Consider the following 23,649-nt stretch of genomic DNA (forward strand, 5'->3'; position numbering starts at 1 on the left):
AATATTCGGGGCGCGGCGAAGGGTGATAAAAAATTAATACTCCGGCGTGCCGATAGTATGGGTGAAGCGCCGGTCAATCAGTGAAAAGAGCAGTTCGCTACCGATGGCCAGCAGGGAGACTACCAGCGCACCGGCGATGACCTGCGGAATATCGCGCTGGCCGAGGCCGTCAATCAGAAACCGGCCGAGACCGCCGAGGCCGGCATAGGCGGCGACGACGGCGGTGGCGATAAGCTGTACCAGCGCGGTGCGCATCCCGGCAAAAATAAGCGGTGCGGCCAGCGGGATCCGCAGCTGCCAAAGGCTTTGCAGCGGCGTCATGCCCAGCGCCTTCGCCGCATCGCACAGCTGGCGGTCGGCGTGATAGATCCCGACCCAGGCGTTGGTCAGAATCGGCGGAATGGACATGGCGACCAGCGCGGCGAAGAGCGGAATATCGTTAAAGCCGAATAGCAGAATGCACAGCAGAATTAATCCCAGCGCCGGAATGGCCCTGCCGATATTAAATAAGTTAATAATCACAAAGGCGCCTTTACGCCAGTAGCCAAGAGCGATGCCGGTGGGCAGGGCAATGGCGGAGGCGATCAGCATGCTCAGCGTCACGTAGTAAATATGCTCCCGCAGGCGTACCAGAATACCGTCGTCGGCGAGCCAGTGTTCGGGCTGCAAAAACCAGCGCAGCGTGGCCTGTATGATATCCATCAGCGTGTCCAGGGCGTAAGCCAATAGCCAACGCGGGCTATCAGCGAGTCAAATAACAGCGACAGCGCGAGGCTCAACGCCAGGCTGACAATAACAGGAGTAATAAAATCCTGGTTAAACCCCGCCAGCAGCAGTCTGTCCCAGCCCGCCCTGACCAATAAGCGCGGTCACCGTCACCAGCCCCACAAGGGTGACGGAGGCGATGCGCAGGCCGGCAAACAGCGACGGCGCCAGCAGGTGCAGCTCGATATCGAAAAAGCGGTAGCCGCGGGTGTAGCCCAGCGCGCGGGCCGACTCCAGCACCGCCGCCGGCAGCTTCTCGATGCCGGCAAGGGTGTTGCGCAGCAGGATCAGCAGGGAGTAGAGCGTCAGGCCGATGACCGAGGTGGTCAGCGACAGGCCGGTAAACGGCAGCAGTAAAATGAACAGCGCCAGCGAAGGGATCGTAAACAGGAACCCGCAGAGATAGAGCAGGGGCTGCGCGGCCCGCGGCCAGCGCAGGGTTAGCCCAATCAGTAATCCCGTCAGCAGGGTGCCAAAAAACAGCGAGATGGCCACCAGCTGGGTATGCTGCCACAGCAGCGCGCCGATCGTCATTCGGTTATCGAGGATCCACTGCCAGTCAACCATAGCGACGAATTTCCACCAGACCATCCAGTACGTGCTGGAGCAGCGAGTACGAAACGGCGCCCTGATATTTTCCGCTGTCGTCGACGTGCACCAGCACGCCGCCCGGCGCATCCAGCAGGGCGCTGTAGGCAAAGCGCAGGCTATGCAGCGCGGCCAGCGGCTGGGTGATGGGCAGCGAGATGCGCCTGTGCGGATCGAACCACTGCAGCGGGCGCTGGTGCTTGTCGAGGATCAGCTGCAGCGGGCTGCTGAGCGTCGGGTGGCGGCTGGCGATCGGCGCATAGTGCTCATCGACCAGCGCCACGTCGTGACGCGGAAGCTGGCCGACCTGAATCATGCCCAGCCGCTTAAGATTGGGCTCGGGACCAATAAAGCGGCGGACAAACTCGCTGGCCGGGTGCGATAAAATATGATCCGGGGAGGCAAACTGCGCCAGCACGCCGCCCTCTGCGAAAATGGCAATTCTGTCGCCCAGGCGGATGGCCTCGTTAATATCGTGGGTCACCAGCACGATCGTTTTATGCAGCCGCTGCTGGAGCAGCAGCAGCTCGTCCTGCAGGCGCTCGCGCACCAGCGGGTCGATGGCGGCAAAGGGCTCATCCATCAGCAGCACCGGCGGGTCGGCCGCCAGCGCCCTGGCGATGGCGACGCGGCCCTGCTGGCCGCCTGAAAGCTGGTGCGGATAGCGCTCAAGAAGCAGGCGGTCCAGCGACATTAAATCGACCAGTTCGGTGATGCGCGCGCGGATCTGCGTTTTGCTCCAGCCGAGCAGACGCGGCACCGTGGCGATATTTTGCGCCACCGTGCGGTGCGGAAATAACGCCGCGCTTTGCATGACAAAACCAATTTTGCGCCGTACCTGGATAATATCGCTGTCGGCTATTTTCACCCCCTGCACATAGACATAACCAGAGTCCGGCTTATCGAGCTGATTAATCATCCGTAATAGAGTGGTTTTACCGCAGCCGCTGGGGCCAACGAAGGTGCACAGTTCGCCGCTATTAATCGTCAAATTAAGGTTGCTAATTGCCGCATGCGCGCTGCCGGGGTAGGTCTTATGGATATTTTCGAGTCTAATCATTTGCCGCCATCGCGCCCTGAAGTTTATTTCATGGAAAGCATGAATAAACTACAAGCTACAGAGGCGGGGATTAACGAGCAAATATGATATTTGCATTTGCAATGCCGCTATTTGAATTTAACGCGGCGGGGAGAACTGATAATGAAAAGGCCACGCAGAGCGTGGCCCAGGAGCATAATTAAAGCAGCAGATAGCTCAGTGTGGAAAAAGCGACCATCCCCGCAATTACCGTGGCAAACAGGCTGCGGGTGAAGACGCCGGCCACCGTCGCGGCGGCGGCGGCCAGCAGCGAAATGCTGATGCCCGAGCCGCTCAGCGCCGGTTTGCCGAGCAGCTCGGCGGCGATAATTGCCGCCATAATGGCTGACGGAATAAAGCCCAGCCACTGCTGGATAACCGGCGCCAGGCGAAATCGCGAAAGCAGTAACACCGGTACCGTGCGCATCAGCGCGGTGACCAGCGCGGAGGCGAGAATGGCAAGGAGGATATTGCGTTCCATCTTATTTTTCTCCTTTGGATGTCAGGCGCAGCCCGAGCGTCGCCAGCGTTGCCGCGACCGACGCCGCCACGATGACCACCACGCTCATATCGGCGTGGCCGGCGGTGAGCAGCGTGATGACCACCGCCGTCGCAATGCTGAAAGCCTCCAGCGCCTTGCGGCGGCTGGCAAACCAGATCATCAGCACCAGTCCGATAAACATTGACACCAGGCTGAAGCTCAGCCCCTCCATCAGCGACGGCGGAAGGGTGGAGGCTAAGCCTGCGCCCACCACGCAGGCGAGGATCCAGTTCAGCCACGCGGCGACATTCAGCCCGAGCATCCACGCGTAGGGCACTTTGTTGTGCGCGCTGCCGCGCTGGACCGCGACGCCGAAGGTTTCGTCGGTCAGCAGCAGTCCGCTGATAATTTTTTGCCCGCTGCTGTATTCCCGAAAGAACACGCTCATGGCGGAGCTCATCAGCAGGTAGCGAAGGTTCACCAGCAGCACGCTCAGCACCACCGAGGCGACTTCGGCGCCGGTGGCCCACAGCGAATAAAACAGGAACTGGGCGGAGCCCGCGTACAGCGCGCTCGCCAGTAAAGCCGTCTGCGCGGTGGTGAACCCGGATAATGTGCCGATCGCCCCGGCGGCAAACCCGATGCTCCAGTAGCCGGGGATGGTTGGCAGGCAGGCGATAATCCCTGCGCGAAACTCCGTCGCGGCCTCATCCCTGGGCGAGGTCTTCTTGTTCATCAACATCAAATAGTCCCGAATTGTCCGTCACTGAATGATAATCTTAAGAAATCGTCAGGATCGCTATAGTAAAATCCTGCTCATTGGCTGAAATAGCAATATTGCGCAATAAAAAGGGTGCCGATGTGGTGAAAGAGATGCGGGATGATATCAGGCTCTGGCGGGATAGCGAGCTGCACGGCGGGATGGAGATCCTCCGCGCCTCCTGCTACGAACACAGCTATCCGCCGCACTTTCATAACGAATATGTGATTGCCGCTTTCGCCCGCGGCGCCCAGCGCACGCGCATCTGCCGGGAGCGCGGTATCGCGGCGGCGGGGACGGTGATGGTGATCATGCCCGGCGAAGTGCACACCGGCGAAGCGGTGCAGCGCGATGAAGGCTGGGATTACTGCGCCTTTTATCCTTCGGCGCAGCTGATTGATGAGGTGGCCGCAACGGTACTCACCGGCAGCGGCGAGGTCCATTTTGGCGGCGAAGGGATGCGGCACGATCCGCTTATGGCCCGCAGCATGCTGCAGGCTTCCGCGGTGCTTGGCGCCAGCCGCGACCCGCTGGAAAAAGAGTGCCTGATGTACCAGGTGCTGAATATGCTGGTGGGGCGCTATGCCGGACGCAGCGCCCGCGGCGGCCGACGGGACGCGATCCGCGCCGACATTCGGCGCGCCATCGAGTTTTTACACTGTGCTTATCAGCAACCGCTGGCGGTCAAGGAGATTGCCGGGGTTGCCGGGCTGAGCGAGTTCCATTTTATGCGCACCTTCCAGGCGCAGACCGGGCTATCGGTCCACCAGTACCTGACGCAGCTGCGCCTGGTCAGAGCCAAAGGGCTGCTGGTGAAAGGCTTCGGCGCCGCGCAGGTGGCGACGGACGTCGGGTTTTACGATCAAAGCCACCTGATTAAATACTTCCGCCTGCATTTCGGCATTACGCCCGGCGCCTTTGCAACCTCCTCGATATAGGCCGTGGCAGGCTTCAGAACGGGCTGGCGCTGCTGGCGTTGATTAACTCTCCGCTGACCGGGTGGGTAAAGCGCAGCTCGCTGGCGTGCAGCATCAGGCGCGGCGTGCCTTCGGTGCCCGGCAGCAGCAGCCCGCCGTAGAGATCGCAGCCTAAAATAGGGTGCCCCGCAAACTGGCAGTGAATGCGCAACTGATGGGTGCGTCCGGTCTCCGGGGTGAGCCGCACGCGGGTCAGCGGCAGCGGCGTCCCGTCTTCACCCGGGCGATGCAGGCGCTCAAGCACTTGAAAGCGGGAGCGGGCCGGCTTGCCGCGGGTCGCGCAAATGGTCATCAGAGGAAACAGCGCCGGGTCTTTGGCGATGGGCGCGTCTATCACCCCTTCGTCATCGGTCAGGTGCCCGCACAGCAGCGCGCTGTATACCTTGCTCACCGTGCGCTGGCTAAACTGCTGGCAGAGGGCGGCGTTGATGGCCTTGTTGCGGGCAATCACCATCACTCCGGAAGTCCCAAAGTCGAGGCGATGAACCAGGGTGCAGCCGGGAAAGGTCTGAACTAAGCGATGGTGCACCGAGTCGAGATTGCGCGGGTTTTTCCCCGAGAGGCTGAGCAGGCCGGCGGGTTTGGCGATCAGCAGCAGATGTTTGTCCTGATAGAGGATCTCAATCTGCGCATGGCACGGCGGGGCAATAAAGGTATCAACAATCGTGGACATCGGGCGGCTCGCCTGCAAAACGGGGGAGCGAATGATAGCGGATTTTCAGCCGACTGGCGAATACGCTATTGAGCCGGCCATGAGCGCAGATACGCCGATTGCGCCGCTCAGGACTGCCGGGCATCCCGGGATTTAATATGCTGCCAGAAGCGCTCGGCCGACTGGTTAAGCCGCGAACCGGAACGATACATATAGGCGCCGATCGGCAGCGACAGCGTGGGGTCCATAATCGCCAGACGGCCCTCATCGAGCTCGCGCTGGATAGAGTATTGCGGCAGCCAGCCCACGCCGTCGCCGTTGAGGATCATGCGCTTAAGCAGACTCGCTCATCGAAGAGACGAAGGTCAGCGAGAAGGTGATCCCCGGCGTGCGGTCGATGACCTGATTAACCTGGCGCCCCATATAGCTATCGTTGGCGTATCTCATCAGCGGTAAAACCCCGCGGTGCAGATGAAACAGCGGTCTGCCGCTCTCATCGCAGGGCGAAACCAGGTGTACCGAGGAGTCAAAAATTTTGTGGTTAATAAATGGATAGTTCATTAACTCCTCATTATAAAACGACAGAATAAAGTCGCTCTTACCCTCTTTAAGGTTAAATACGGCTTCGTTAACGTTAATCGATTCAACGTGGAAGGTTTTATTTTTTATATCGGTATAGCCGGCAATTAATTCCGGAAGGACTAAAACCGAGAGCGACGGGGCGGCATCGATTCTTATTTTCTGGGTGGTGTTATTGAGCCCCTTAATGCGACTTATCTGAAAGTCCATATCATCCAGCATATTTCGCGCGTAGCCGACGAAAATTTTTCCGCGGGTGGTGAGCTGCAGCGGGTTAACCCCGCGATCGAAAATGCTGAAACCCAGCGACGCTTCAAGCGCCTGAATCCTGCGGCTGAAGGAGGATTGCGATATATTTCTGGTTTTAGCCGCAAGGGTAAAGCTTCTGGACTCCTCCAGAGCAATGACATCGTACAGCCACTTCACTTCAAGATTCGCCAGCACCGACCCGTTCCTTGCGCTCTATTTAATGCTATGCAATTTTAGCATAACGCATAGAAACTATGCAATTAACATAACCAATCACAGGTGTTAACATTTTTCTCAGATTTAGCGTATTCCTTAGCAGTTAATACGCACAAATAATCGGCAAGCCCAGGCGATACCCTATGAGCACCGCTATAAAGCCGCTGCTCTAAGCCGCTCATCCTGTTATTTCATTTTGCTGTGGGTTTTTTCCACAACGGAATTCACAGAAGAACGCAATAACGGGCTGAAATAATGAAAACATCTTATCTAGCCAGCTGTTTGTCAGGAGTTCCATGCCACATATCGAATTAGTAAAACAGGCTCTGCTGGAGCTTGGTATTAAGGATAGCAGCGAGTTATTTTATAACCCCGATTACGACCTGCTGATTGCTCATGAAACTAGTCCGGAACTCACCGGCGCAGCGCGCGGCGTAATGACCGCATCCGGCGCGGTGGCCGTTGATACCGGAATATTTACCGGACGTTCGCCGCGCGACAAATATATCGTCAGGGATGACCTGACCCGCGACACCGTCTGGTGGTCCGATGCCGGGCTTGGCCGCAACGACAACAAACCGTTAACGCCGCAGATTTGGGCCAGCCTTAAAGCGCGGGTTGCCGGCCAGCTGAGCGGCAAAAAGCTGTATGTGGTTGATGCCTGGTGCGGGGCAAGCCCCGATACGCGTCTCGGCGTGCGCTTTGTCACCGAAGTGGCGTGGCAGGCCCACTTCGTCAAAAATATGTTTATCGTTCCCAACGCTGAAGAGCTGGCGCAGTTCACGCCGGACTTCGTGGTCCTCAACGGCGCGGGCTGCACCAACGACCAGTGGCAGGAGCAGGGCCTTAACTCTGAAAACTTTGTCGCCTTTAACCTGAGCGAGAAGATTCAGCTTATTGGCGGGACCTGGTACGGCGGAGAGATGAAAAAAGGGCTCTTCTCGGTCATGAACTATCTGCTGCCGCAGCAGGGCATTGCTTCGATGCACTGCTCGGCTAACCGCGGCGAAGAGGGCGACGTGGCCCTGTTCTTCGGCCTTTCCGGTACCGGTAAAACAACGCTCTCCACCGATCCGCTGCGCCAGCTTATCGGCGACGATGAACACGGCTGGGATGACGACGGCGTATTCAATTTTGAGGGCGGCTGCTACGCCAAAACCATCAACCTCGATCCGCAGGCGGAGCCGGAAATTTATCAGGCGATTCGCCGCAATGCGCTGCTGGAGAACGTGGTGGTCCGGGCTGACGGTTCGGTGGACTATGCCGACGGCAGTAAGACCGAAAATACCCGCGTTTCATATCCGCTGTCGCATATCGAAAATATCGTCAAACCGGTCTCTCGTGCCGGTCATCCGGCGCGGGTGATTTTCCTCGCCGCCGACGCGTTCGGCGTGCTGCCGCCGGTGTCTCGTCTGACGACCGAACAGATGCAGTACCATTTCCTGTCGGGCTTCACCTCGAAGCTGGCCGGGACCGAGCGCGGCATCACTCAGCCGACGCCAACGTTCTCCGCCTGCTACGGCGCGGCGTTCCTGCTGCTGCACCCAACGCAGTACGCCAGCGTGCTGGCCGCAAAAATGGCGGAAGCCGGCGCGGAAGCCTGGCTGGTCAATACCGGCTGGAACGGGGAGGGTAAGCGTCTGTCGCTGCGCGATACCCGCAGCATTATCAGCGCAATCCTGAACGATACTACGGGCCCTCTGCGCCCCGAGACGATCCCGGTCTTTGGCCTGGCCATTCCGCAGAACATCCCGGGCGTTGACAGCGCGATTCTCGATCCGCGCAGCGGCTGGCGCTCCGCCGACGGCTGGCAGGATAAAGCCGAGAGCCTGGCCCAGCTGTTTATCGATAACTTCAGGCAATATAGCGATACCGAGGCCGGCACGCGCCTGGCCCTGGCGGGCCCAAAACTTGAACCGTCCGCCGCGACGGCAAACTAATCCGCGCTATAAATAGCGTAGCCCGCTCTCAACCCGGATGGCAAAGCGATTGCCGTCCGGGTTTTTCGTTTTAGCAAACCGGCGGGGCGCGTTTTAGCGGTCAACGTCGGCCACGCCGGCTTTTGCCTGCCGACTCCTTTAGTCAATGCCATTCCTTACGTCAATACCGCAGACTCCTCTCCTTGTGACGCTTTAAATGTCCGACACTGGACTTGAACAATATTATTTTATTATTCCATTTATTAATTTTTATTTTTCATTGCTGATGTGGATGTTATTTGTTTTGGCGGTGTGGTTTTTTAAATAAATATTAACGGGTGCCAGGCGCGCCAGGCCTGTCATGTCGGGCTTATGGCATGGATCGCTTTTAATTATCGATTGCCGTTACGGGTTGTTTGAGTTTTTCACGCTTTACGCCGCGCTGGATTTAGCGTAAAAACAAAAGGCCACATCCTCTATAGCGATAATATTCAGGTTAAGTGATTAATTTATTCAGGAGATAAGTATATATGTCTGAATCATTTCAGAACGAAATACCTCGTGCGCGTGTAAATATCAAGCTGGATCTTTTGACCGGAGGAATCCAGAAGAAAGTTGAGCTCCCGTTAAAGCTCCTGAGCGTAGGCGACTTCAGCAACGGCAAGGCTGAGGGGATGCTCTCCGAGCGCGAGAAGATCGACATCAACAAAAACAATTTTAACAGCGTGCTGGCGAATCTTAATCCAGAGGTCAATCTCAGCGTTAAAAACACCCTCGCTAACGATGGCGCTGTAGAAAATGTGAAGCTGCATTTTCAGAATATGAAGGATTTTGAGCCGGAGGCGGTGGCGCGTCAAATTCCGCAGCTGCGGGCAATGCTCGCGATGCGTAATCTGCTGCGCGATTTAAAATCAAATCTTCTTGATAATATGACTTTCCGGAAAGAACTGGAAATCATCTTAAAAGATCCTGCCCTTTCCGCAGAGTTGCGTAATGAGCTGAATGCGCTTGCCCCGGCCCAGTATTAATTACTGGAAGTTTTTATCACGGAATAATGACGAGTAAATGCTAATGTCAGTTAATAACGAATCTCAGAACCAGGCGGGTGGTGCCATTGTCGAAAAATACCTGCCGCAGGGTGGGGTATACGCCTCGCTGTTTGACAAAATTAATTTAACGCCGGTGGCTGAACTCGGTGATTTAAACAGCTTTGATGATACGACCGCGATGGCGGAAAGGGGCGCAAAAAGGCTTCACTCTGGCCGCGGGTAAGCAACTCAGCCTGCACAGCCGTGAAGGTGAAAAATTGTTCAGTTCACATAACGATATTGATATTCAGGCTCAGGGCGGGAATATCACCACCTGGTCCACGCAGGACACACATATCTCGAGCGGTAAGAAACCGGTGGTGACGGCCCTGGATGAACTGACGCTGATATGCGGCGATGGTTATATCAAAATCAAAGGCGGGAATGTTGAGATTGGTGGGCCTGGCAAACTGCTTATAAAGAATGCGGGAATAAAGAAGGCCGGCTCCGGCAGTATGCAGGGCGTGATGAAGTCGTTTGAGCCATCAACGTTTGATGAGAAATTTGTTGTGACCAACGCATTGACTGGCCATCCCATCGGTAATTTACCCTACAAAATATCCATGCCCGATGGGAAAATTATTCAAGGCGTGACCTCTGCCAGCGGTGAAACGGACTTATCTCAGTCAAAGGTTGTTGACGAGATGATCTTGTCATTTCTTCCTGTGACTAAAAAATAACGGAATATTATTATGAATAATGAAAATGATAACCGCATTGGTATGGGCCTAAAATTAGCCCTGGCAGGTGTGATAGTGCTGGTCGTGCTGATTGTAGCCGCTGTGGTTTTGTTGCCAATGTTGCAAACCGTGGGGGGAGTTTTGGCTATGGCTTTCCCGGTAGCTCCGGCGGTCGGGCAATCAGAGATGTTGAAATCGATGTAGACCCGCAAGTTGTCTATCGGATTGACGGTCATCGCTTCTTTACCTTTGAAAAATACATTAGTTGTACCCGCGGTGGTTTTGTTTATTACAATGACACTAATAAAAAAATCAAGGTATTTGCCGGATTAGGTGGGTTGGACGAAGAGCCTCAAAATGAAGTTACCATCAGTCGAAGAAATGACGTGTTGTCGTTTAGCGGTAAGTTTGTCTATGCGGCCAGCGATAATGTGATTGCCTATCCTGGTCGAAACGTGGATTACAAATATGGTGGGTCTACATACTTTATTATTTATAAAAATATTGAAGATCCGAGCAAAAACACAGGATTCAACGTTTCCACGTCTGTTTCTAAAACCACCACAATTTCAGATGCCGCAATTTACATACAAACCTCTAATGATAAAGCTAGATATGAAAAATACCCAATTCCTAAAAAAACAATATATCCAGAGTGGATTGATGCCTCCGAGGTTAGTTTTGATAATGTATCGCAGGACGATAGCTTTCATTGTAATGATAATATTAAACCAAGAAGCGTGAAGTTCATTGAAAACTGACGAGGAAAGATTAATATGAAAGCATCCGACGAACCTACTCGTGAAGCATCTTGTGTTTTTGATGATAACGGGAAACCCCACTACCGCAGCAGCAGGTCACCTAAGAGCGTCAAAGTCAGGGCGGAATGCAAACACCCGCCACATCTTTCCGGTATTATTATTTTTGTGCACGGCGTTAACTCCACCGGAGAGTGGTTTGCAGCTGCCGAACAGAGTCTCTGCGGTGCCGAGCAGGGCTGCCTGTTTACCGCCCCGATCGCCTGCCTTGATCGACTCTGCCGCAGCGATGCCCGGCGGCCATGCGCCTTCCGCCGGGAAGATACGGGTATTAAATAAGCGGTACAGCAGCCAGGCGTCCAGCAGCATCGCCAGCGCTACGCCGATAAACATCGGCATAACCATCTCCTGATGACCAAACAGCCACGGAATGGAGATTGGCAGCAGCAGCGAGTTGGCGGCACCAAAGGTTGCTGCGGAGGTGGCACTTTGCGCCAGGTTCTGGACATGGATAGAACGGAAACGTGCGAAGCACTGGAGCGGGATACGGGCTATGATCATCGCCGCCATCGCGCCGATAATCGCGGTATTGGGGGTCACACCCAGGGTTGTTAACAACTGAACGCCGATGACGGCACCGAAGACACTCAGTACCAGCAACAGCAATAACGTGGCCGGGGCGAACGCGCGCGGATGCGTTTCGTTGTGACCCGACGAGGTTTCGGAATGGACGGTCTGACTCACGGTATTCTCCTGGCATAGACAAAAGGGGGGAATCAAGGCAGAGCGCTCACCAGCGTGTCGCCGGTTTTAGCGGCGATAGTGAGAGAGGTCTCTTTCAATAATGTCGCGATCCGTTGCAACTCTTCAGGTGTGGCAAGGTGTTGTGGAAACGACAGGCAGAACGCCACGGCTTCATGAGTGGCCGGGTCGCCTACCGCACAGCTAACGGATGCCGTCTCGGCAACCGATTCATTTACTGCCGTCGCATAACCCGCATCACGGGTGCGGGCGACGGCAGCGACCAGCATGCTGACATCCTGACCGGCGCCGTTTAGCTGAGCCGTCACCAGTGGACTGGCGAAGAAATCATGTAGTTGGGTATCGGAAAAACGCGCCAGCAGCGCACGTCCGGTAGAGGTGCCCCAGGCAGGAGAACGGGAACCCGGCCAGGTGACGACCGACAGCGCCTGGCGGCCGTGGATCACCCGGAGGACCAGAATTTCCTGGTTATCAAGCATCGAAATATAGCCGGTATACCCGGTGCGCTCGCAGAGGCTGCGCAGCGCCGCGTCAACGTGATCGCTGAGGGTTATCTGACGGCTGACCAGATGGGAGGCAGACATGATCAGCGGTCCTGGCAGGAAGGTACCCTGGACGTCGTCTTTCTCCAGGTATCCGTAGGATTCCAGACTGGCTCATTACCCGTGAGGCGGTACTTTTCGGCATACCGAGATGGATAATCACATCGCTGATGCGGATCGCGCGCTGCTGACTCACCATCAGTTTCAAAATACTGGCCGTGGTCTCTAAGATTGACATATTAAGGTCTCAAAAAATGGGACTAATGTTTCATTAAATGGAACTGCAAAAACGATACCAGTTTTTATCACGTTGATTTTGGATGAAATTTTAATTCCCGGTCAAAACGCGCGCACTATTAATGGGTGTCATATTGGTGCAATTGAATTGTAAGGCGGCATGAAATGGTGCAACGGGGTGGTATGGTCAGACAGGAAGAAAACGGCCTCCTGAACGGAAGCCGGTTGATGTGACCGCTGCTAAAAACTTTATCTGAGAATGTGCATATCCTGGATGAAGTGGGCTGCTCACACTCATTCAGATAAAACTCCACGGGAGCCAGATTCTGGGCTGCTCAGTATATGCAAATTGTCACATTGCATTCCTGATTTAATTATTAGATCACTCTCCGGCACTGTTTCAGAATAACCCTCATTAGGATATTCAAAGGGACGCTGTGAGCTGCTCACAGCAATAATTTAAGAGGCCGGAATGAGCGATTATTCATCTTTAAGCGATCGGGCTTATCACACTATTCGCCGTGATATTCTGACCTGTCGCCTGTTACCCGGGATGCTGGTGACAGAATCCGAACTGATGGAACGTTATGAGTCCGGGAAAAGCACCATCCGTCTGGCCCTGACGCGCCTGAGCCATGAAAAACTGGTTATTTCGCGCCCGCGTAAAGGCTATCGTATCGCTCCCGTGACGGTGCAGGACGTGGAGGAAATATTCACGGTGCGCGCCGCGCTGGAACCGCTGGCGGCACGACTGGCGGTAGGAAAGGTGGATATTGAACTGCTGAAAGCTCTTGAAGCAGAATGTCGGGTAGAAGTCGCGGCGCCGTTGTCCACACGCATTGATGTATTTATGAATGCCAATAAACGCTTTCATTTAGCTATTGCGGAGGCCACGGGGAACGATCATTTAATTCGCACGCTCTCCGGATTAATGGATGAAATGGCTCGTCTGGTGGCGCTGGGATTTAACGTCCAGCGAATTAAGCCGGAAATTAAACACGATCATAACGCCATGATTGATGCCTTTATTGAAGGTGACGCCAAACGCGTGGAATTTATTGCCCGTCGCCATATTGAAACTTTTCAGGCAATGACGCTGGAAAAAATCTACGCCACCCTGAGCAAAGAGGGCACGTTATTACCGATATTGCCGCGGGAGATCTTTGGATGAGCCCGGCGATTGAATTACGCGACGTTAGTAAATCCTTCACCAGTCAGCAGGTGCTGAGCAATATTTCCCTGACGATTTACCAGGGCGAAATCGTCGCGCTGTTGGGGGCATCCGGTGGCGGAAAAAGCACGCTTTTAAATCTGATCTCTGGCCTGTTAACGGCAGACCGCGGCGACATCGCGATTCAGGGTACTTCGGCCAGACAGTTTCAACACTGGCAGCGTATTGCCTATCTGTTTCAGGAAGATCGCCTGCTGCCGTGGCGCTCTGTCGAGCAAAACGTCAATTTTGGTCTGGAAAACAGCGCGCTCCGCAAAGAAGAACGCCGCCAGCGGGTGGCCGACGCCCTGGCGCTGGTCGGCCTGTCACCTTTTGCCCGCCACTGGCCGCATCAACTCTCCGGCGGGATGCGCAGTAGGGTGGCGCTGGCCCGAAGTCTTGTGGTGCAGCCACAAATACTGCTGATGGATGAACCCTTCTCACGTCTGGATCCACAAACCCGCAGCACTATGCATGACGAATTACTGCGCATTCAGCAACTGACCGGCATGACCGTGGTCCTGGTGACGCATGATGTGGAAGAGGCTGTGGTACTGGCCGATCGGGTGGTGGTACTGAAACCCCATCCGGGGCGCATTCACAAAGAAGCTGCGCTGAACCTGTCGCGCCCGCGTATCGCTACCACTCCCGAGGTGAATGAACAGATTCGCCTGTTACGTCTTGAGGTATGAGATGAAGCATCTGTCGCGCTACCTGAGTCTGCTGCTGCAGCGCATGATCCTGTTGGGGATTTTTCTTATCGTCTGGTGGCTGGGGTCACAACATCTTCCGGCTTTTGTACTACCCGGCCCAGCCGCCACCTGGCAGGCGCTTCTTGCCCTGTGGCAGGGCGAAACGCTGCTGCATGACATCGGCGCGACCTTCAGCCGCGTGGTTTCGGGATTTGTACTGGCGGCGATGGTGGGAACCGTATTCGGGCTGGTGTTAGGTGCCAGCTCGCGGGTGGCGCGTTTTTGCGAACCGCTGCTGGCGGTGTTTAACACAGTTTCTTCGGCCATCTGGGCTATCTTCGCCATTATCTGGTTCGGCATTTCCGATGCCACTACCGTTTTCGTGGTGTTTATGACCGCCATGCCGCTGATCCTGACTAACGTCTGGCAGGGGGCGCAAAACGTGGAGGCGCAGTATGTCGAACTGGCTCGCAGTTTCCGCATGAGCCGCTGGCAGACGTTATGCAAAATTTATCTGCCCACCATCCTACCCTACTTTTTTTCCGGCGCCCGCCTTGCCTTTGGCTTCGGCTGGCGTGTGTCGCTGGTGGCCGAAACGCTGGGATCATCCGATGGTATTGGCTATCGCCTGCGTCAGGCAGGGGATCTGGTGCAAACCAGCCAGGTGTTCGCCTGGACGCTGCTGCTCGTCTCGCTGATGTTGCTACTGGAAGGCGGCCTGTTGAAACCACTGGAACGTCATTTGTTCCGCTGGAAAAAACGCTCATAACATTCACTGAATCTGGGGTAATCAAATGAAAAAGCTGTTTATTCTGTTCGTCATGCTGGCGGGACTCCTGCCGCAGCTCAGCGTTGCCGATGGCAAAGTGCGTATCGGTTACTGGACCTCCGGCGTCAGCCTCGGCTACGGCGCCGTGCTGGAAAGCCAGGACTTCCTGAAAAAACGGGGCGTCGATGCCGAGTTTATCCACTTTCCGGACGTCAATGCGCCGCTGAAAGCCCTGGCGTCCGGCTCCATTGATCTGGCCTTTGGCGCGCCGGTTGCCGGCGTCTTCAGCGTAGCCGCCGAAGGGCTGCCGGTGAAAATATTTGCCGCCACTCAACCCGCCGACGTGGCGTTTGTGGTACCGGAAGGTTCCCCGATTACTGAACTGTCGCAGACTCAAAGGCAAAAAAGTGGGGATGTCTCCCGCTGGCTCTTCCGTGGCCGTGATTGGCAGCACCCTGTTACAGGAAAATGCGGGTATTGCCGCGAACCAGTTTTCACTGGTGGGAGGCAATGAGTCACGACTGGCGCAGTTCCTGGCGCAAAAACAGGTGGATGCCGCCGCGCTACGAACCCTGACCGTTAAGCAGCTACCCGACCTGAAATTACGCATCATCAGCACCTTTGCAGATGAATGGAAAAAACTGACGCACAGCGACGCTCTGCCGTACATCGGCGTTGGCACCGTACGCAGCGAGTGGGTAAGCCAGCATCCGGAAACCGTGGCTAAAGTCATCGCCGCCCTGCGCGACACCCTCGACTGGGGGCGCGCTCACCCGGATGAAGTGGTCAATATCCTGAAAACCAAAGCCAGCCTGCCGGAAGACCAGGCGCGCGCTTACGTCAGCCTGTGGGATCGCATGAACCAGATGTCCTTTGAACCCGCTGACATTGAAACCCTGAAACGCGAACACGCCGTGCTGCTCAGCAGCGGTGCGATTAAAGGCGCACTGAACGATGACCTGTTCGACCCGCGTCCTTACCTGGCTTCGAAAAATTTGAAATAACCTGGAGAACAACATAATGAAAGCGCTGGTATTACCGCAGCACGGTGGCCTTGAGCAGTTGCAAATTGATGAACACAAATCCACTCCCCGGGCGCAGGCCGGGCATGTGGTGATACGCGTCGGGGCCTCCTCGTTTAACTATCACGATGTCTTTACCGTCCAGGGCATGCCGGGTATTAAAGTCCCTTTGCCGGTAGTGCCAGGGCTGGATCTGGCGGGCACGATTGACAGCCTCGGTGATGGGGTGACGGGCTGGAACATCGGCGATCGGGTGCTGATTAACCCGCTGAAACCCGAGGTGGGTTTGATGGGGGAGATGACCGATGGCGGTATGGCGGAGTATGCGCTGGTAGATGCCCGCCAGCTTATCGCCCTGCCGGAAGGGGTGACCTTTGAGCAGGCGGCGGCGCTGCCGGTGGCGTATGGCACCGCCCACCGCATGTTAATCACCCATAACACCATTAAGGCAGGCGATAAGGTCTTGATCCTCGGCGCCAGCGGGGGAGTCGGCACCGCCTGCGTGGTGCTGGCGAAACACCTCGGCGCGGAGGTGATTGCCTGTGCGGGCAGCGATGAAAAAGCCGCCGCGCTGCGCTCGCTCGGCGCCGATCATGTGGTCAACTACCGCGAACAGGATTTCTCCCGCTGGGCGATTGAAAAATATGGCAAACCTCAGCGCCGCACTTATGACGGCGGCGTCGATGTGGTGATCAACTTTACCGGCGGCGACACCTGGCGGCCTTCACTGAAATGCCTGAAACGGGGCGGCATGCTGCTGGTATGCGGCGCGACTGCCGGCTATGACCCGCAGGAAGACCTGCGTTACGTCTGGAGTTTTGAACTGAACATCAAAGGCTCCAACAGTTTTTATGCAGAAAACCTCACCGCCCTGCTGACGATGGTAGCCGAAGGCAATATCGCTCCGCTGATCGATAGGGTTCTTCCCCTGGAGCAAGCTGCTGAAGGGCTACGCCTGATCCGCGACCGTGAAGTGCTGGGCAAAGTGATCGTCACCCCCTGATTCGGAGAAAAAAATGAACGCGCAGGACATCGAACAAAAATTACTGAACGGCCCTTATCACCAGTGGCTGGGGCTCAAAGTCACGCAGGCCGGCGAAGGGGAAATAACCCTGACGCTGCCTTTCCGGGAGGAGTTTGTTGTTAACCCGGCCGGAGGCTACATCCACGGCGGTATTCTCGCCACGCTGATTGACCTGGCCGCCGACTGGGCGCTGGCGGCATGGACCCACAGGGGCGTACCCACGCTCAACCTGCATGTGGATTACCATCGCCCGGCCCGCGGTGAACTCACGGTGAAAGCAAAAGTGATTAAACACGGCAAACTGGCATCCAGCGCTGAAGCCTGGGTTTATGACGCCGAAGGCCGTCTGGTGGCCAGCGGACGTGGCTTGTACGCCACGCCGGCGCAGCAGGGGGCGGCATGAGTCTGAAACTGGATCATCTGGTGATCAACAGCCATTTTGCGCTGGATGATAGCGCAACGCTGTTCCGGGCGCTGGGTTTCACCTTAACCCCGCAGGGCTATCACAGTCTCGGTTCGATCAACCATTTGATTATGTTTGCTGACCACTATCTGGAGCTGATTGGCCTGCCAGCGCAGGGGGAGCCGCTACGCCGGGAACTACTGGATACGCCGCCGGGTATTGACGGGCTGGTCTTTGCCAGCGATGACGCGGCACAGACGGAAGGTATCCTGCAGGATGCCGGGTTCAACGTGCAACCGGTACAGCATTTTTCCCGTCATGTCGCCAGCGGCGAGGAGACAGGGGAGGCCCGTTTCAGCACCGTGCGTCTGGCGTCCGGCAGCTTCAGCGCGGGGAGAGTCTATTTCTGCCAGCACCACACCCCGGAATGGGTATGGCGTGACGAGTGGCTACAGCCGGGCCGAATTCAGGGACTAACCGTGGTGGCGCGCGATCCGGCAGCTACCCGCGAAAATTACGCCAGGCTGGGGGATACCGACCTGTTACAGGTGACAAGTTACGCCGCATGGCAGGCGCAATATGGTGCGCTATTGCCGCTTGCGGATGACCGCGAAAGCCGGTTTGCCAGTATCCGGATTTCCGGCGCTGGCGCCGGGGCAATCGCCACAGCGGCAGAACAACAGCATTTTCCCCTGCAGCAACACCATGGCTACCTGAGCGTGGCGATCCCCGCTCTCTCGCTGGTGCTGGAGTTTAACCATGACTGATACCTTACCTGACAACCTCGGCGCCTTCCGTCCCTCCCTGCGCCACAGCGATCGGGCGGCTTTTATAACCCCCCAGGCGGATGGCGCGCAGCGGGAAATCACCTTCCGACAGTTGAACGATCGGGCGGACGCGATTGGCCTCGGCCTGAAGCAATTTAACTGGCCTGCCGGAACGCGCGTGGCCATCCTGGCGCGGAATTCCATTGACTATATGGCCAGCCTGCTGGGGATTATGCGCGCCGGTCTGGTGGCGGTACCGATAAACTTTCGTTTTCCGGTCAGTACCATTGAGCGCATTCTGACGGACAGCGGCAGCCATCTGCTGATGGGAGATGCAGATCAGCTTGCCCGCGTCACCTGTCATCAGCCTCGCATCAGTTTTGGCGCCGAGCTGGAGGCCCTGCGGCTGCCCGGAGAGCTGAACTGCTTTATCCCTGCTGACGACGATCTCGCCCTGATGCTCTACACGTCCGGTTCTACCGGGATGCCGAAAGGCGTGCGCCTGACGCATGCCAGCCACCGCTGGGTGGTGGCCACACGTCTGGCAAACCGGGAACTGACGGGGGAGCGGGTGCTGATTGCTGCGCCGTTTTACCATATGAACGCGCTGGCGCTAGCGCTGCTGATGCTCGCAAGCCAGGTGACTACGGTGCTGCTGCCGCAGTTTACCGCCCGTGAATATCTCCGGGCGGTGAGCCACTATCGCTGCACCTGGCTCACTGCCGTCCCGCCCATGCTGGCGATGATGTTGCAGGAAAAAGATCTGCTGGCGACCAGCGATCTCTCCTGCGTGCGGGTGATTCGAATGGGATCGGCGCCGGTGAGCGACGGCCTCTATCGGTCGCTGCGCCACTGGCTGCCGCAGGCGCGCATCATTAACGCCTATGGCACCACGGAAGGCGGGCCGGTGGTCTTTGCGCCCCATCCGCAGGGGCTGACAACGCCCACCGGCTCCCCGGGCTATCCCCATCAGGCGGTCAGCGTACGGCTGCGCAACGGTGACGGCACGCTGGCGGATGAAGGCGTGCTGGAGATGAAAAGCCCGGCGCTGATGCAAGGCTATCACCAGCGTCCCGATGTGCTAGTGCCGTTTACCGATGACGGTTACTACATAACCGGCGATGTGTTCCGGCGGGATGAGCAGGGCTTTTTCTGGTTCATCGGCCGTCATGACGACATGTTCGTCTGCGGTGGTGAAAATATCTGGCCGGGCGAGGTGGAGAAACTGCTGGAAAGCCACCCTCAGGTACAGCAGGCCTGTGTGGTGCCGGTGGTGGACGATATCAAAGGCCAGAAGCCCGTCGCCTGGGTGATCCCTCGCGCCGGAGAAAATCTCGACCCTCAGGCGCTGAAAAGCTGGGTACTGCAGCAGGGGCCTGCATATTTACATCCACGCCACATCTGGCTGACGGGAGGCTTCCCGCTGGCCGGCACCAATAAAGTTGACCGCCGGGCATTACAGTCCGCGGCGGAACAACGCGTACAACAGGGGGAACAACCATGAGTTTTAACTGGCATAACCCGTATCATACGCCGCGCACGCCGGTATTCGCCCGTAACATCGTCTCCACGTCACATCCGCTGGCGGCGCAGGCAGGCAATCGTATATTGCTGGAAGGCGGCAACGCGGTGGATGCCGCCATCGCCACCGCCGCCACATTGACCATCGTAGAGCCGGTGTCAAACGGGCTGGGCGGCGACGCCTTTGCGCTGATATGGGACGGCGGGCAGTTGCATGGGTTGAATGCCTCCGGTCCCGCTCCGGCCGCCTGGGACCTGAACTATTTTCATCGCCGCTACGGTGACGATGCCCATGGGCTGGCAAAACGTCCGGAACGAGGCTGGGATACCGTCACGGTGCCGGGCGCCGTCGCAGGCTGGGAAGCGTTACATCGGCGATTCGGCAAACTCCCTTTCTCCCGCCTGATGCACAGCGCCATTGAGATTGCCGAACGTGGCGTAACGCTGGCACCGATGGTGGCCCGGAAATGGCAGGCGGCCGTTCCGCTCCTTGCGCAGCAGCCTGGTTTTGCCGATGTGTTCATGCCCGATGGCCGAGCGCCGCAAACCGGGGAGTTGTTTCTTTTTCCATCTGCCGCCAGAACCCTGCGTCTGTTGGCCGACCAGGGCGCCCGGGCGTTTTATGAAGGCGAAATGGCCGACGCCATGGTGAGCTGGTCACAGCAAACGGGAGGCAGCCTGACATTGCAGGATTTACAGACGTATCAGCCGGAATGGGTGACGCCCATCAGCCAGCGCTATCGCGGTTATGATGTGCATGAGATCCCCCCGAACGGGCAGGGTATTGCGGCGCTGATAGCGCTGGGCATTCTGGAACAGTTTGATCTTTCCAGCCTGGTGCTGGATGGCATTGATGCGCAGCATCTGCAAATTGAAGCGATGAAGCTGGCCTTTGCCGATGTTTATCGTTACGTGGCCGATCCGGGCTCAATGGAAATCACCCCCCAACAAATGCTGGACAGCAGCTACCTGCAACAGCGTGCCGCCCAAATTGACCTGACGCGCGCCAGCCTGCCCACGGCGGGAGTGCCGCGTACCGGCGGCACCGTGTATCTTACCACCGCTGACGAACAGGGCATGATGGTCTCCTTTATTCAGTCCAACTATATGGGCTTCGGTTCGGGCGTGGTGGTACCGGAATATGGCATCAGCCTGCAAAACCGGGGCGCCGGATTCTCCAGCGATCCCAAATCAGCCAATGTGCTGGAGCCAGGAAAACGTCCCTTCCATACCATTATCCCGGCGTTCCTGACCAAAGAGGGTCAGCCACAGATGAGTTTTGGCGTCATGGGCGGCGATATGCAGCCCCAGGGCCATGTACAAACGCTGGTCCGCATGCTGGATTTTCATCAGCAACCCCAGACGGCCTGTGATGCTCCACGCTGGAAGGTTAATCGGAATTTTACCCTCGATCTGGAAACGGGTTTTGACCCGGCTGTGGCGCAGCAGCTACAGTCACGCGGGCACCGGCTTAAAGCCGTGGACGATCCCTATATGGATTTTGGCGCCGGGCAATTTATCTGGCGGCTGTCGGATGACCCGAATCACGGCTATGTCGCCGCCAGCGACAGCCGCCGCGACGGTCAGGCGCTGGGGTTTTGATGTAAAGGGACTGCTCTTATCCTTCACGGAGTGAGTCGCTGGCGGTGAATAATCGAACGTCGTCGCTGGAGAATTCGGCCGCTGAACGCAAAATAACGCCTTGGGGCGGGTTATTTTAATAGCTGTGCCGGACTCAAAAACGCGAGAGTCATCTGGTCGATGCTGAAAGATGAAAACTGATTATACTCATTGCTGGGCTCATTTTTAACTGCGCTGTCATGAGATGAAATGAGACGCCATGAAATGAAAAATCCACGCAATTGCGTGGATTTTATAGGGTTTCACCGTCTTCTTGAGATTCAGCGAAACCTCATGAGACAACAAAGTTTATTTAGACGTTGAACAGGAAGTTCATGATGTCGCCATCTTTAACGATGTAGTCTTTGCCTTCGGCGCGCATCTTACCGGCTTCTTTCGCGCCTTGTTCGCCTTTGTAGGTGATAAAGTCTTCATAGGCGATGGTCTGAGCGCGGATAAAGCCCTTTTCGAAGTCGGTGTGGATTTTACCCGCCGCCTGCGGCGCGGTGGCGCCGACAGGGATCGTCCACGCGCGGACTTCTTTAACGCCGGCGGTGAAGTAGGTCTGCAGGTTCAGCAGCTCGTAGCCGGCGCGGATAACGCGGTTGAGGCCCGGCTCTTCGAGGCCCAGTTCGGCCATGAACTCATCGCGGTCGGCGTCGTCAAGTTCCGCAATATCGGATTCAACGGCGGCGCAGACGGCAACCACCACCGAACCTTCGGCGGCGGCGATTTCGCGGACTTTATCGAGATACGGGTTGTTCTCGAAGCCGTCTTCGTTGACGTTAGCGATGTACATGGTTGGCTTCAGGGTCAGGAAGCTCAGGTATTTGATGGCGGCTTTATCTTCGTCCGTCAGCGCCAGCGCGCGCAGCATGCCGGCGTTTTCGAGCTGCGGCAGACATTTTTCCAGCGCGGCCAGTTCAGCTTTCGCGTCTTTATCGCCGCCTTTGGCCTTCTTCTGTACGCGATGAATGGCGCGCTCGCAGGTATCAAGATCGGACAGCGCCAGCTCGGTGTTGATAACATCGATATCGTCAGCCGGATCCACTTTGTTGTTAACGTGGATGATGTTGTCGTTTTCAAAGCAGCGAACCACGTGGCCGATCGCTTCGGTTTCACGAATGTTGGTCAGGAACTGGTTGCCCAGACCTTCGCCCTTGGATGCGCCTTTTACCAGGCCCGCGATGTCGACGAATTCCATGGTAGTCGGCAGGATGCGCTGCGGTTTAACGATTTCGGCCAGCTTATCCAGACGCGGATCGGGCATCGGTACGACACCGGTGTTCGGCTCAATAGTACAGAAGGGGAAGTTGGCCGCTTCAATACCCGCTTTGGTGAGCGCATTGAACAGGGTGGATTTGCCGACGTTGGGCAAACCGACGATACCGCATTTGAATCCCATGATTTAAATCACCTTAATCTTTGGATAATCAACCTGTTACGTTGAACAGATTGTAGAAAAGTAAATAGCTTCGCCTATTATACACGGTGTGCGGCAAAAATTCCGCACGTCGGCCGGTTATTGCGCTTTAAATGCGTGTAAACGGTTGGTTGCTTTGGTCAGGCCATCTTTCAGCCAGACTTCCGTGCAGCGCGCGGCTTCATCAACGGCTTCATCAATCAGTTTCTGCTCGCTCAGCGGCGGTTTACCTAATACAAAGCCGACAACTTTATTTTTATCGCCTGGATGGCCGATTCCGACGCGTAAGCGGTGAAAGTTGGGGTTATTGCCCAGTTTGCTGATGATATCTTTCAGGCCGTTATGTCCGCCGTGGCCGCCACCGAGCTTAAATTTCGCCACGCCGGGCGGCAAATCCAGCTCATCGTGGGCGACCAGAATCTCATCGGGATTAATCCGGTAAAAGGTGGCCATCGCCGCCACGGCTTTACCGCTGAGGTTCATAAAGGTGGTCGGCACCAGCAGGCGGACATCCTCGCCGGCAAAGTTAATCCGCGAGGTGTAGCCGTAGAATTTGCTCTCTTCGCGCAGCGGGGCGCGGTGGCGGTCGGCCAGGAGATCTACGTACCAGGCGCCAGCGTTATGGCGTGTTGCCGCGTATTCCGCACCGGGGTTAGCCAGGCCGACAATCAGTTTTATCGTCACTTTTATATCCTGCATGGGTCGTTCTCTGGCGCGTAGTGTACTGTCTGCGAGCGCGCTTGACAAAATTCTGCCAACGCAGCGCTATCGCGATGATAATTTCGCCGGTGAACCATTAGAATTTGATGTTGTTCAGTAAGTTATTTGTAAACTTTTGTTGGTTTGTTGCTCGCTAATGTGATCGCC

The 23,649-nt window shown here is 56.5% G+C and carries 25 protein-coding genes and 4 pseudogenes; 18 read left to right on the forward strand and 11 right to left on the reverse strand.

The window, feature by feature from the left end:
• Positions 1-33: 33 nt before the first annotated feature.
• The 5 genes and pseudogenes from ABOC21_RS09895 to ABOC21_RS09915 form a co-directional block, all read right to left on the reverse strand.
• Complete coding sequence (locus tag ABOC21_RS09895; RefSeq protein WP_426814419.1) at positions 34-702, reverse strand: ABC transporter permease; 669 nt, start codon at positions 700-702, stop codon at positions 34-36.
• Positions 702-1,332, reverse strand: a pseudogene (locus tag ABOC21_RS09900) (ABC transporter permease). Before ABOC21_RS09900 ends, ABOC21_RS09895 begins: the two are co-directional and overlap by 1 nt.
• Positions 1,325-2,413 (reverse strand): ABC transporter ATP-binding protein, encoded by a 1,089-nt coding sequence (locus ABOC21_RS09905; protein WP_426814420.1) that lies wholly within the window; start codon positions 2,411-2,413, stop codon positions 1,325-1,327. The pseudogene ABOC21_RS09900 and the gene ABOC21_RS09905 overlap by 8 nt, the downstream one beginning before the upstream one ends.
• Before the next feature lie 178 nt (positions 2,414-2,591).
• Positions 2,592-2,912, reverse strand: coding sequence for an AzlD domain-containing protein (locus ABOC21_RS09910; protein WP_426814421.1), 321 nt, complete (start codon positions 2,910-2,912; stop codon positions 2,592-2,594).
• 1 nt (position 2,913) lies between these two features.
• Entirely contained in the window at positions 2,914-3,654 is a 741-nt protein-coding gene (locus ABOC21_RS09915; protein WP_426814422.1) for an AzlC family ABC transporter permease, read from the reverse strand.
• A 131-nt stretch (positions 3,655-3,785) separates the two neighbouring features.
• On the opposite strand from ABOC21_RS09915, the gene ABOC21_RS09920 reads away from it, so the two are divergent.
• Complete coding sequence (locus ABOC21_RS09920) at positions 3,786-4,610, forward strand: AraC family transcriptional regulator (protein ID WP_426815457.1); 825 nt, start codon at positions 3,786-3,788, stop codon at positions 4,608-4,610.
• A gap of 13 nt (positions 4,611-4,623) precedes the next feature.
• On the opposite strand, the gene ABOC21_RS09925 is transcribed toward ABOC21_RS09920, so the two are convergent.
• The gene (locus ABOC21_RS09925; protein WP_426814423.1) at positions 4,624-5,322 is read right to left on the reverse strand and encodes an RluA family pseudouridine synthase; all 699 of its coding nucleotides are present in this window, start codon (positions 5,320-5,322) and stop codon (positions 4,624-4,626) included.
• A 107-nt stretch (positions 5,323-5,429) separates the two neighbouring features.
• Positions 5,430-6,324: pseudogene (locus ABOC21_RS09930) on the reverse strand (LysR substrate-binding domain-containing protein).
• 317 nt (positions 6,325-6,641) lie between these two features.
• On the opposite strand from ABOC21_RS09930, the gene pckA reads away from it, so the two are divergent.
• The 7 genes and pseudogenes from pckA (at position 6,642) to ABOC21_RS09965 (ending at position 11,129) form a co-directional block, all read left to right on the forward strand.
• Complete coding sequence (pckA, locus tag ABOC21_RS09935) at positions 6,642-8,285, forward strand: phosphoenolpyruvate carboxykinase (ATP) (RefSeq protein WP_426814424.1); 1,644 nt, start codon at positions 6,642-6,644, stop codon at positions 8,283-8,285.
• A gap of 509 nt (positions 8,286-8,794) precedes the next feature.
• Positions 8,795-9,292 (forward strand): type VI secretion system contractile sheath small subunit, encoded by a 498-nt coding sequence (tssB, locus tag ABOC21_RS09940; RefSeq protein ID WP_426814425.1) that lies wholly within the window; start codon positions 8,795-8,797, stop codon positions 9,290-9,292.
• 43 nt (positions 9,293-9,335) lie between these two features.
• Positions 9,336-9,536 (forward strand): hypothetical protein, encoded by a 201-nt coding sequence (locus ABOC21_RS09945; RefSeq protein ID WP_426814426.1) that lies wholly within the window; start codon positions 9,336-9,338, stop codon positions 9,534-9,536.
• Positions 9,502-10,032: pseudogene (locus ABOC21_RS09950) on the forward strand (DUF2345 domain-containing protein); the annotation flags it as partial. The gene ABOC21_RS09945 and the pseudogene ABOC21_RS09950, both read left to right, overlap by 35 nt.
• Positions 10,033-10,044: 12 nt before the next feature.
• A complete protein-coding gene (locus ABOC21_RS09955) occupies positions 10,045-10,236 on the forward strand; it encodes a hypothetical protein (protein WP_426814427.1) in 192 nt (63 codons plus the stop codon).
• A gap of 20 nt (positions 10,237-10,256) precedes the next feature.
• Positions 10,257-10,793, forward strand: a complete 537-nt coding sequence (locus tag ABOC21_RS09960; protein WP_426815458.1) for a T6SS immunity protein Tli3 family protein — start codon at positions 10,257-10,259, stop codon at positions 10,791-10,793.
• 15 nt (positions 10,794-10,808) lie between these two features.
• Entirely contained in the window at positions 10,809-11,129 is a 321-nt protein-coding gene (locus ABOC21_RS09965) for a T6SS effector phospholipase Tle3 domain-containing protein (protein WP_426814428.1), read from the forward strand.
• Here ABOC21_RS09965 and ABOC21_RS09970 read toward each other — a convergent pair.
• Both ABOC21_RS09970 and ABOC21_RS09975 read right to left on the reverse strand, forming a co-directional pair.
• A pseudogene (locus tag ABOC21_RS09970) lies at positions 11,022-11,456 on the reverse strand (OPT/YSL family transporter); the annotation flags it as partial. The gene ABOC21_RS09965 and the pseudogene ABOC21_RS09970 overlap by 108 nt on opposite strands.
• Before the next feature lie 110 nt (positions 11,457-11,566).
• Positions 11,567-12,136 carry an IclR family transcriptional regulator gene (locus ABOC21_RS09975; RefSeq protein ID WP_426814429.1) on the reverse strand — a complete coding sequence of 190 codons (570 nt, stop codon included), beginning with the start codon at positions 12,134-12,136 and terminating at the stop codon, positions 11,567-11,569.
• Positions 12,137-12,803: 667 nt separating this feature from the next.
• Between ABOC21_RS09975 and ABOC21_RS09980 the strand changes: the two genes are divergently transcribed.
• Genes ABOC21_RS09980 through ggt form a run of 10 tightly spaced genes read left to right on the forward strand, consistent with a single transcriptional unit; the run spans position 12,804 to position 21,341 of the window.
• Complete coding sequence (locus ABOC21_RS09980; RefSeq protein ID WP_426814430.1) at positions 12,804-13,502, forward strand: GntR family transcriptional regulator; 699 nt, start codon at positions 12,804-12,806, stop codon at positions 13,500-13,502.
• The gene (locus ABOC21_RS09985) at positions 13,499-14,233 is read left to right on the forward strand and encodes an ABC transporter ATP-binding protein (RefSeq protein ID WP_426814431.1); all 735 of its coding nucleotides are present in this window, start codon (positions 13,499-13,501) and stop codon (positions 14,231-14,233) included. Before ABOC21_RS09980 ends, ABOC21_RS09985 begins: the two co-directional genes overlap by 4 nt.
• 1 nt (position 14,234) lies before the next feature.
• Positions 14,235-15,002: an ABC transporter permease gene (locus tag ABOC21_RS09990; protein ID WP_426814432.1), complete on the forward strand. Its 768-nt coding sequence runs from the start codon at positions 14,235-14,237 to the stop codon at positions 15,000-15,002.
• A 25-nt stretch (positions 15,003-15,027) separates the two neighbouring features.
• Positions 15,028-15,516 carry an ABC transporter substrate-binding protein gene (locus ABOC21_RS09995; protein ID WP_426814433.1) on the forward strand — a complete coding sequence of 163 codons (489 nt, stop codon included), beginning with the start codon at positions 15,028-15,030 and terminating at the stop codon, positions 15,514-15,516.
• On the forward strand, positions 15,437-16,006 hold the full coding sequence (locus tag ABOC21_RS10000) for an ABC transporter substrate-binding protein (protein ID WP_426814434.1): 570 nt from the start codon (positions 15,437-15,439) through the stop codon (positions 16,004-16,006). Before ABOC21_RS09995 ends, ABOC21_RS10000 begins: the two co-directional genes overlap by 80 nt.
• A 16-nt stretch (positions 16,007-16,022) precedes the next feature.
• Positions 16,023-17,027: a quinone oxidoreductase family protein gene (locus ABOC21_RS10005; protein ID WP_426814435.1), complete on the forward strand. Its 1,005-nt coding sequence runs from the start codon at positions 16,023-16,025 to the stop codon at positions 17,025-17,027.
• Between the two features lie 13 nt (positions 17,028-17,040).
• Positions 17,041-17,451 carry a PaaI family thioesterase gene (locus ABOC21_RS10010; protein ID WP_426814436.1) on the forward strand — a complete coding sequence of 137 codons (411 nt, stop codon included), beginning with the start codon at positions 17,041-17,043 and terminating at the stop codon, positions 17,449-17,451.
• Positions 17,448-18,218, forward strand: a complete 771-nt coding sequence (locus ABOC21_RS10015) for a VOC family protein (RefSeq protein WP_426814437.1) — start codon at positions 17,448-17,450, stop codon at positions 18,216-18,218. The genes ABOC21_RS10010 and ABOC21_RS10015 overlap by 4 nt, the downstream gene beginning before the upstream one ends.
• Complete coding sequence (locus ABOC21_RS10020) at positions 18,211-19,722, forward strand: class I adenylate-forming enzyme family protein (RefSeq protein ID WP_426814438.1); 1,512 nt, start codon at positions 18,211-18,213, stop codon at positions 19,720-19,722. Before ABOC21_RS10015 ends, ABOC21_RS10020 begins: the two co-directional genes overlap by 8 nt.
• Entirely contained in the window at positions 19,719-21,341 is a 1,623-nt protein-coding gene (gene ggt, locus ABOC21_RS10025; protein WP_426814439.1) for a gamma-glutamyltransferase, read from the forward strand. Before ABOC21_RS10020 ends, ggt begins: the two co-directional genes overlap by 4 nt.
• Before the next feature lie 331 nt (positions 21,342-21,672).
• Here ggt and ychF read toward each other — a convergent pair whose 3' ends face one another.
• Together ychF and pth are read right to left on the reverse strand one after the other, a co-directional pair.
• Positions 21,673-22,764, reverse strand: coding sequence for a redox-regulated ATPase YchF (gene ychF, locus ABOC21_RS10030; protein WP_426814440.1), 1,092 nt, complete (start codon positions 22,762-22,764; stop codon positions 21,673-21,675).
• Between the two features lie 117 nt (positions 22,765-22,881).
• On the reverse strand, positions 22,882-23,466 hold the full coding sequence (pth, locus tag ABOC21_RS10035; protein ID WP_426814441.1) for an aminoacyl-tRNA hydrolase: 585 nt from the start codon (positions 23,464-23,466) through the stop codon (positions 22,882-22,884).
• Positions 23,467-23,649: the final 183 nt, after the last annotated feature.

The organism is Klebsiella sp. WOUb02 (assembly GCF_050058015.1).
Taxonomy (GTDB): domain Bacteria; phylum Pseudomonadota; class Gammaproteobacteria; order Enterobacterales; family Enterobacteriaceae; genus Klebsiella.

Excerpts from the sequence above, each read along its gene's own strand:
- ABOC21_RS09925 (WP_426814423.1), bottom strand. The coding sequence starts at position 5,322 with ATGTCCACGATTGTTGATACCTTTATTGCCCCGCCGTGCCATGCGCAG.
- ggt (WP_426814439.1), top strand. The coding sequence starts at position 19,719 with ATGAGTTTTAACTGGCATAACCCGTATCATACGCCGCGCACGCCGGTA.
- ABOC21_RS09905 (WP_426814420.1), bottom strand. The coding sequence starts at position 2,413 with ATGATTAGACTCGAAAATATCCATAAGACCTACCCCGGCAGCGCGCAT.
- ABOC21_RS09985 (WP_426814431.1), top strand. The coding sequence starts at position 13,499 with ATGAGCCCGGCGATTGAATTACGCGACGTTAGTAAATCCTTCACCAGT.
- ABOC21_RS10005 (WP_426814435.1), top strand. The coding sequence starts at position 16,023 with ATGAAAGCGCTGGTATTACCGCAGCACGGTGGCCTTGAGCAGTTGCAA.
- ABOC21_RS09920 (WP_426815457.1), top strand. The coding sequence starts at position 3,786 with ATGCGGGATGATATCAGGCTCTGGCGGGATAGCGAGCTGCACGGCGGG.
- ABOC21_RS09975 (WP_426814429.1), bottom strand. The coding sequence starts at position 12,136 with ATGTCTGCCTCCCATCTGGTCAGCCGTCAGATAACCCTCAGCGATCAC.
- ABOC21_RS10020 (WP_426814438.1), top strand. The coding sequence starts at position 18,211 with ATGACTGATACCTTACCTGACAACCTCGGCGCCTTCCGTCCCTCCCTG.
- ABOC21_RS09945 (WP_426814426.1), top strand. The coding sequence starts at position 9,336 with ATGTCAGTTAATAACGAATCTCAGAACCAGGCGGGTGGTGCCATTGTC.
- ABOC21_RS10010 (WP_426814436.1), top strand. The coding sequence starts at position 17,041 with ATGAACGCGCAGGACATCGAACAAAAATTACTGAACGGCCCTTATCAC.
- ABOC21_RS09955 (WP_426814427.1), top strand. The coding sequence starts at position 10,045 with ATGAATAATGAAAATGATAACCGCATTGGTATGGGCCTAAAATTAGCC.
- ABOC21_RS09990 (WP_426814432.1), top strand. The coding sequence starts at position 14,235 with ATGAAGCATCTGTCGCGCTACCTGAGTCTGCTGCTGCAGCGCATGATC.
- ABOC21_RS09895 (WP_426814419.1), bottom strand. The coding sequence starts at position 702 with ATGGATATCATACAGGCCACGCTGCGCTGGTTTTTGCAGCCCGAACAC.
- ABOC21_RS09995 (WP_426814433.1), top strand. The coding sequence starts at position 15,028 with ATGAAAAAGCTGTTTATTCTGTTCGTCATGCTGGCGGGACTCCTGCCG.
- tssB (WP_426814425.1), top strand. The coding sequence starts at position 8,795 with ATGTCTGAATCATTTCAGAACGAAATACCTCGTGCGCGTGTAAATATC.
- ABOC21_RS09965 (WP_426814428.1), top strand. The coding sequence starts at position 10,809 with ATGAAAGCATCCGACGAACCTACTCGTGAAGCATCTTGTGTTTTTGAT.
- ABOC21_RS09980 (WP_426814430.1), top strand. The coding sequence starts at position 12,804 with ATGAGCGATTATTCATCTTTAAGCGATCGGGCTTATCACACTATTCGC.
- ABOC21_RS09915 (WP_426814422.1), bottom strand. The coding sequence starts at position 3,654 with ATGTTGATGAACAAGAAGACCTCGCCCAGGGATGAGGCCGCGACGGAG.
- pckA (WP_426814424.1), top strand. The coding sequence starts at position 6,642 with ATGCCACATATCGAATTAGTAAAACAGGCTCTGCTGGAGCTTGGTATT.
- ABOC21_RS10015 (WP_426814437.1), top strand. The coding sequence starts at position 17,448 with ATGAGTCTGAAACTGGATCATCTGGTGATCAACAGCCATTTTGCGCTG.
- ychF (WP_426814440.1), bottom strand. The coding sequence starts at position 22,764 with ATGGGATTCAAATGCGGTATCGTCGGTTTGCCCAACGTCGGCAAATCC.
- ABOC21_RS09910 (WP_426814421.1), bottom strand. The coding sequence starts at position 2,912 with ATGGAACGCAATATCCTCCTTGCCATTCTCGCCTCCGCGCTGGTCACC.